Raw genomic sequence first — 7,269 nt, forward strand, 5'->3', positions numbered from 1 at the left:
CCGGCCTCACGAACCCGGGCCGCCTCGGCCGCCACCGCGACCCGTTCGAACGCCACCAGCGCCGCGGCCACAGGTCCCGACCCCGTGCTCGATCCCGCCATCAGTCCCGCCCCCTCCGGGCCCGACAGTCCGGGCCGCTCGGGGATCCACGCTAGGGGCGCGGCCGCGCCGGATCCGGCCCGCGAGAGCGGTCGGTGGATAGATCGGACGACCATCCACAGGCTCAGTCCAGATCGGGTTGCTCGGCGTACCGGTTGCCGGCGTACATGCGCACCATCACCGCGACGAGCCCGACGCCGAACACCGCCATCCCGCCGAACAACAGCTCCTCCGGCATGCGCTGATCCGGACTCTCGGCGGCGCGCACGATCCCCACCTGCATCGCCCCCAGCAGCGCCAGGGTGACCACCGTGATCAGCCACAGATCCTCACGCAGCAGTCGCTCGAACCGGCGAAGCCTCGGCGCGGTGGCCGTCCACCACTCCTTACGGGGTCCGTTGATGAGCTCGGGCGCGCGGAGGACGATGAGCGTGGTCAGCAGCGGGAGAGGCAGCACCATCAGCAGGGGCAACAGCGCCGAGAACGCCAGAGCGCCGGCCTTGCTGGACCAGCCGTCCGGCTCGCCGCCCGAGCCGAAGTGAACAGGGACGCGCTCCGGCAGGACCACCACCTGCCAGGCCAGCACCGCCAGCCAGACCACAACGGTGGCCACGACCAGGATCAGGATCCAGGGGCTGGTCGGTTCCTTCGGCAGGCCGCGGGCCTCGTCGGCCACCGAGTTCGTCGTCGTCATCTAGTCGAGGCCCCGCGACCCTGCGGCCGTGCGGCGCACGCCTACCTCACCACCGTCACCCGCGAGGCGGCCTCGCGGGCCCGCTCGCGCGCGGTCTCCACGTCCTCGGCGGTGGCCACGGCCACGCCCATACGGCGGAACTCGCTGGCCGAGGGTTTGCCGAACAGTCGCAGGTCCGACTCCGGCACGGCGAGCGCGCGGGCCACACCCTCGAACCCGACCCCCTCGGCCGTCCCGCCTGCGGAGCTGTCCTCGCCGCCGCCGATACCGGACCCGCCGTAGATCACCGCCGACGCGCCCGGGCTGGACATGGTGGTGACCACCGGCAGTCCCAGGACGGCCCGCGCGTGCATGTCGAACTCGCTGAGGACCTGGCTGCGCAGCGTCACCAGACCGGTGTCGTGCGGCCGCGGGCTGACCTCGGAGAAGTAGACGTCCACGCCCTGGACGAACAGCTCGACCCCGAACACGCCCACCCCGCCGAGGGCGCCGGTCACGCGCGCCGCCACCGAGCGCGCCGAGTCGTAGGCGTCCTGCGTCATGGCCTGCGGCTGCCACGATTCGACGTAGTCGCCGCGCTCCTGACGGTGACCGATCGGCTCGCAGAAGTCGGTCCGGATCTCCCCCGTCCGCGGGTCCACGCTGCGGACGGTGAGCAGGGTGATCTCGTACTCGAAGTCCACGAACGACTCCACGATCACGCGCGCCCCCGCGACTCGGGCGCCGGACTGCGCGTAGTTCCATGCCGTTTCCACGTCCTCGGGACCGTGGAGGGACGACTGTCCCTTACCCGACGACGACATGGTGGGCTTGACCAGGCACGGGAACCCGATCCGGGAGCACGCCTCCTGCAGTTCCTCCAGCGAGGACGCGAACGCGTAGCGGCTCGTCGGCAGGCCCAGCTCCTCGGCGGCGAGGCGCCGGATGCCCTCACGGTCCATGGTCAGCTGGACGGCACGGGCGGTGGGGACCACCCGGGCCAGCCCGTCCTGCTCGATCTGCGCCAGCGCTGCGGTGGCGATGGCCTCGATCTCCGGCAGGATCACCTGCGGCTTCTCGAGTTCCACCACCCGGCGCACCTCGTCGGCGTCCGTCATGTCGATGGTGTGGCTGCGGTGCGCGACCTGGTGGGCGGGGGCGCCGGCGTACCGGTCCACCGCGATCACCTCGACCCCCAGCCGTTGCAGCGCGATCGTGACCTCCTTGCCCAGTTCACCGGAGCCCAGCAGCATCACGCGGGTGGCCTCCGGGGTGCCCGGCGTACCGACGCGGTCGACGACTGGCGGGGCGAGGGGATCGTGCGCTGCGGTCATGGCGCCCACGCTAGTAGACCCCCGTCGCCGGCCTCTATCGCGTGCTCCCCCGCTCCCGCGGACCGGCAGGCGATAACGTGTGTGCAACGCCACACGAAAGGGCACACCTGTGACCACTGCCTCCCCCGGCCCCCTTGCCGGCATCCGCGTCGTCGAACTCAACGGCATCGGCCCCGGCCCCCACGCCTGCATGATGCTGGCGGACCTGGGGGCCGACGTCGTGACCGTCATGCGCCCCGGGGAGCTCGACACCCAGGTCGGCGGCTGGGCGCACATCACCCGCCGCGGCCGGACGGTGGTGGAGGCCAACCTCAAGAGCGACGAGGGCCTGGCGCAGGTGCGCGGTCTCATCGCCAAGGCGGACGTGCTGGTCGAGGGCTTCCGCCCCGGGGTCACCGAGCGGATGGGCCTCGGTCCCGACGAGTGCCTCGAGTCCAACCCGCGGCTCGTGTACGCGCGGATGACCGGCTGGGGCCAGCACGGCCCGCTCGCGCACACCGCCGGCCACGACCTCAACTACATCTCGCTGACCGGCCATCTCAACGCCACCGCCCGCAAGGGCGAGCGCCCCGTGCCGCCGCTCAACCTCGTCGGCGACTTCGGCGGCGGGTCGATGTTCCTCATCCAGGGCATCCTCGCCGCGATCATCGAGCGCGCCACGTCCGGCAAGGGCCAGGTCATCGATGCCGCCATGACCGACGGCGCCTCCGTGCTGGGCCAGTTCCAGTGGGCCATGCGTGCCCGCGACCAGTGGTCGGACGTCGCCGGGACCAACATGCTCGACACCGGGTTCCCGTTCTACGACGTCTACACCTGCTCAGACGGCAGGTTCATGGCCGTGGGCTGCCTCGAGCCGCAGTTCTACGCGGAGTTCGCGCGACTGATGGGCATCGACGGCGAGGGCATGCCCGGACAGTTCGACATGGACCGCTGGGACGAACTGCGCGAGATCATCGCCGGAAAGTTCGCCGAGAAGCCCCGCGACGAGTGGGCCGAGCTCTTCTACGGCACCGACGCCTGCACCACCCCGGTGCTGACCTACACCGAGGCGCTGTCCCATCCCCATATGACGGCGAGGGAGACCTTCGTCGAGGTCGGCGGGGACATGGGGCCGGCGCCCGCGCCGCGGTTCTCGCGCACTCCGGCGCCCGCCGTCCCGGCCGCGCCGCCGCATGAGGTGACGCCGGTCGAGCAGGTCTGGGCCTGACCATGAGCGGGCCGGGAGCCACTTCTCACTCGCCGGGCAGTGGCTCCCGCACGCCGGGTTCAGGCTCCCGCACGCCGGGTTCGGGCTCCCGGGTGGCCGGGATGACCCTGGCCGTGGACCCCGCCTCGGCGGAGCCGCCGTTCCGCCAACTCAAGGGGCAGATAGTCGAGGGCGTCCGGCGTGGGGTGCTCACCGCAGGGACTCGGCTGCCCGCCGTGCGCACGCTCGCGGAGGAGGTCGGAGTCTCCAGCGCCACCGCCGCGAAGGTCTACCGCGAACTCGAGGAGTCGGGAGTTCTGGAGGGCCGCGGCCGGTCGGGGACGTTCGTCTCAGCAGCCGATCTGCCCGGCGCGGTGCTGGCCCGGGCCGCGGAGGAGTTCGCCGAGCGCGCCGCAGGCTCGGGATTCGACGTCGACGAGGCCGTGGCAGCTCTCCGCAACGCGTTCCGCCAATTGCCCTAGAGATCGCGACCCCGCCTGTCGCCGCCCGCCTGTCGCCACCCGCCGGCCATCCCCGATCCGGCGGCCACCTCGATCCGGCGGCCACCCCGATCCGGCGCGATCCTGGATGCATCGGCCGAGTGGGCCCGTCCCAGAACGTGACCGGGATTCAGTGAATGCGACCGGGTCACACGGAATGCTCCCAGCCCTGCTTCTCGAAGGCCCCGCGAACGAATCTGGTGAGCGTCCGCGGGGTGTGCAGCAGACCTTGTGTCACCCGCCTCACCTCCCATCCCAGTGACGCCAGCCGCAGCATCGCCACGGAATCGCCGTCTCGACGGGCCCGGGTCAGATGCTCGTTGCCGTCGTACTGCAACCCGACCTTCCACCGGCGGTTACCCAGGTCGAGTCGCGACACCAGCGCGCCGGACTCATCTCGCACCTCGACCTGCGACTCGAACACCGGCAGATCAGTCGCCCCCATGATCAACCGCAGTTCGGACTCCTTGGGCGACTCGGCCAACGGATCCACGGCGGGCAGCAACCCCAGCACACGACGGACCCCGGTCTGACCTGCCATGGCGAACGCCGCCGCCGCGATCGCATCCGGATCAGTGCCGCCTGTGCGACACATGGAATCGAGCGCCGCGACCGCCCGGACATCAGACGCCATATGCCGGGCGAGGTCGATTGCGGTCCTGGCGGGGGTCGTCACGGCCATCCCCTGCCACAGCAGATGGTCGGGAGTGGCGGTCCACTTGCGGACGACGATCCCGGGCGGGGCCCTGCGCCAGGTCGGCCTCCAGAGCTGGACCTCGTCGCGAACTAGCTCCTCCCCGAAGTACGCCTCCCCGGCCAGGTGCCCGGCGGCGCCCCCGCAGATCACCGAGCGTGGGCCACCCCATAGCCAGGCCGCGCGGATCTTCTGCGCCGGGTCGAGTTCGGCTGACGCTCGCACGTAGACCCTCGGGTGCAGTCGACGGAAGCGGGTGCGCAGATCCTGCCTGGTCAGGACCCCGGAAGCCAGCGCGCTACTGACCAGAAACGGTTCGCCACCGTAGATGGCTCTGACAAAGGCCGCCTCACGCCTCGGCGGTCCCGCAGGGTCTGAGTGTGTCGGAGGCATGATCGCATGGTGCTACGCGAAGGCCCTCCCTCTGTGGCGCGATCGGCCGGCTGTGGACGAGGCGGACGACCATCCACAGCCTGATCGCGGTCCGTGAATCGAGGCTCGCGACCAGCCGCTATCGCGGGGGATGACGAGCGATCAGGAGCGATAGGGAGCGATCTGCGATAACTCGTCTCGCTCCGAGCATCCTCGGCGAGTTCCGGAACGGGCTCACCCGGCCGATACGTTCGAGAACGCGCCCAATCGCGGGGTCGGACGCACGGGGGTCGGACGCACGGGGTCGGACGCACGGGGGTCGGGCGCCCAAGACACTTCCGCGGACCTCGAGACCGCACGTAATGGGAGACGACCCTGAGGCGATAATGGGGACATGATCAAAAGCCGCACAGCGACTGCTGCCGCCGCTCTTGCTCTGACCGCCGCCACTCCCGTTGCCGTGGCCCCCGCCCACGCCGCACCCGTCCCGGACGGTCACGTCGCCTACGTCGCTCAGGCGTCGGGATCAGCGGACGGCGGCTCCCTGGACAACCCGATCGTCGGAGCCGGCCTGATCATCCTGGCGGGCATCGGTGTCTCGGTCGCCCTGGCTGTCGGTGCCGGCGTGGCCGGAGGCGCGTTCGAACTGCCTCAGCTCCCGGGATCCTGACCGCGTCCGCTCAGCCCAGGATGTCGCGCCGCACCACGTTCTGGTCGCGGCCCGGACCCACGCCGATGTACGACATGTGGCAGCCGGCCAGCTCCTCGAGCCGCAGGACGTACGCCTGCGCCTCGGGCGGCAGGTCGGTGAACTCGCGCGCCCCGGTGATGTCCTCTTCCCAGCCGGGCATGGTCTCGTAGATCGGCGTGGCGTGGTGGAAGTCGGTCTGCGACATGGGCATCTCGTCGTGCCGGACGCCGTCGACGTCGTAGGCCACGCAGATGGGGATCTCGCCGATGCCGGTGAGCACGTCGAGCTTGGTCAGGAAGTAGTCGGTGAACCCGTTGACCCGGGCGGCGTAGCGGGCGATCACGGCGTCATACCAGCCGCAGCGGCGGGTTCGTCCGGTGTTGACGCCCACCTCGCCGCCGGTGACCTGCAGGTATTCGCCCCACTTGTCAAAGAGCTCGGTCGGGAACGGCCCGGCGCCCACTCGCGTGGTGTACGCCTTGACGATGCCCAGCGAGTGGGTGATCTTGGTCGGCCCGACGCCCGACCCCACGCAGGCGCCGCCGGCGGTGGGGTTGGACGAGGTGACGAACGGGTAGGTGCCGTGGTCGACGTCCAGCATGGTGGCCTGGCCGCCCTCCATCAGCACGGACTCGCCGCGCTCCAGGGCCTGGTTGAGCATGAGGGTGGTGTCGCTGACCATGGGCCGCAGCCGGTCGGCGTAGGAGAGGAAGTACTCGACCATCTCCTCGACCTCGACCGCGCGGCGGTTGTAGATCTTCACGAAGATCTGGTTCTTGAGGTGCAGCGCGCCCTCGATCTTCTGCCGCAGGATGGACTCGTCGAAGACGTCCTGCACGCGGATCCCCACCCGCGAGACCTTGTCGGCGTAGGTGGGGCCGATGCCGCGGCCGGTGGTACCGATGGCCTTCTTGCCCAGGAACCGCTCGGTCACCTTGTCCAGCGCCTGGTGGTACGGGGCCACCAGGTGGGCGTCGGCGGAGATGCGCAGCCGCGAGGTGTCGGCGCCGCGGGCCTCGAGGCCGTCGATCTCCTCGAACAGCGCCTCGAGGTTGACCACCACGCCGTTGCCGATCACGGGCACGGCGGTGGGCGAGAGGATCCCGGCGGGGAGGAGCTTGAGCTCGTACTTCTCTCCGCCCACCACCACGGTGTGGCCGGCGTTGTTCCCGCCGTTGGGCTTGACCACGTACTCGACGCGGCCGCCCAGGATGTCGGTGGCCTTCCCCTTGCCCTCGTCGCCCCACTGGGCGCCGATCAGGACGATCGCTGACATGGTCTGCTTTCACCTCGAAGAGAGTCGTCTTTCGGTGAGGGACGAAAACCTGCCCGCAGGCAGTGATTTCCGCGCACACCAACGGTCCAGGGTACTTGGTTCCGCCTGGCACACCCTAGTCGGTCACTCCGACACCCTCCGGAAGCTCACCGGCGCTCCCGGTAGGAGTTGGGACAGTGCGTCCGACGACCGCGAGGTCAGCACCCCGATCACCGGGTAGCCGCCCGTGACCGGGTGGTCCGGCCCGAACACGACCGGCGACCCGTCGGCCGGGACCTGCACCGCGCCCCGCACCATGCCCTCGCTGGGGATCTCGCGGGTGCTCGACCGGGGGACGGGCCCGGCCGGATCGATGCGCACCCCCACCCGGTCCGCGTGCCCGCTGACGTGCGCGGTCTCCGACAGGACACGCCAGGCCCCGGGCGGGAACAGGTCGTCGCGCGG

General features: G+C 70.7%; 8 protein-coding genes and 1 pseudogene. 3 read left to right on the forward strand and 6 right to left on the reverse strand.

The window, feature by feature from the left end:
- From G6022_RS16685 to purT, 3 genes are all read right to left on the reverse strand, one after another.
- Window positions 1–215, reverse strand: a 215-nt coding sequence (locus G6022_RS16685; protein WP_206682372.1) for a hypothetical protein, incomplete at its 3' end; no start/stop codon positions are given.
- Window positions 216–223: 8 nt separating this feature from the next.
- A complete protein-coding gene (locus tag G6022_RS10540) occupies window positions 224–793 on the reverse strand; it encodes a DUF1648 domain-containing protein (protein WP_182691534.1) in 570 nt (189 codons plus the stop codon).
- A gap of 41 nt (window positions 794–834) precedes the next feature.
- Entirely contained in the window at window positions 835–2,106 is a 1,272-nt protein-coding gene (purT, locus tag G6022_RS10545; RefSeq protein ID WP_182691536.1) for a formate-dependent phosphoribosylglycinamide formyltransferase, read from the reverse strand.
- A 109-nt stretch (window positions 2,107–2,215) separates the two neighbouring features.
- Here purT and G6022_RS10550 point away from each other — a divergent pair, with 109 nt between their 5' ends.
- Together G6022_RS10550 and G6022_RS10555 are read left to right on the forward strand one after the other, a co-directional pair.
- Entirely contained in the window at window positions 2,216–3,313 is a 1,098-nt protein-coding gene (locus tag G6022_RS10550; protein WP_182639881.1) for a CoA transferase, read from the forward strand.
- A 101-nt stretch (window positions 3,314–3,414) separates the two neighbouring features.
- Entirely contained in the window at window positions 3,415–3,774 is a 360-nt protein-coding gene (locus G6022_RS10555) for a GntR family transcriptional regulator (RefSeq protein WP_179523493.1), read from the forward strand.
- 166 nt (window positions 3,775–3,940) lie between these two features.
- Here the strand turns inward: G6022_RS10555 and G6022_RS10560 are convergent, their stop codons facing one another.
- On the reverse strand, window positions 3,941–4,879 hold the full coding sequence (locus tag G6022_RS10560; RefSeq protein ID WP_182639882.1) for a hypothetical protein: 939 nt from the start codon (window positions 4,877–4,879) through the stop codon (window positions 3,941–3,943).
- A 439-nt stretch (window positions 4,880–5,318) separates the two neighbouring features.
- On the opposite strand from G6022_RS10560, the gene G6022_RS10565 reads away from it, so the two are divergent.
- Window positions 5,319–5,528, forward strand: a complete 210-nt coding sequence (locus G6022_RS10565) for a hypothetical protein (protein WP_241731154.1) — start codon at window positions 5,319–5,321, stop codon at window positions 5,526–5,528.
- 10 nt (window positions 5,529–5,538) lie between these two features.
- Here G6022_RS10565 and G6022_RS10570 read toward each other — a convergent pair whose 3' ends face one another.
- Both G6022_RS10570 and G6022_RS10575 read right to left on the reverse strand, forming a co-directional pair.
- On the reverse strand, window positions 5,539–6,825 hold the full coding sequence (locus G6022_RS10570) for an adenylosuccinate synthase (RefSeq protein ID WP_182691538.1): 1,287 nt from the start codon (window positions 6,823–6,825) through the stop codon (window positions 5,539–5,541).
- 123 nt (window positions 6,826–6,948) lie between these two features.
- A pseudogene (locus G6022_RS10575) lies at window positions 6,949–7,269 on the reverse strand (biotin-dependent carboxyltransferase family protein); the annotation flags it as partial.

This window comes from Dietzia sp. Cai40, assembly GCF_014145165.1.
Classification (GTDB): Bacteria; Actinomycetota; Actinomycetes; order Mycobacteriales; family Mycobacteriaceae; genus Dietzia; species Dietzia natronolimnaea.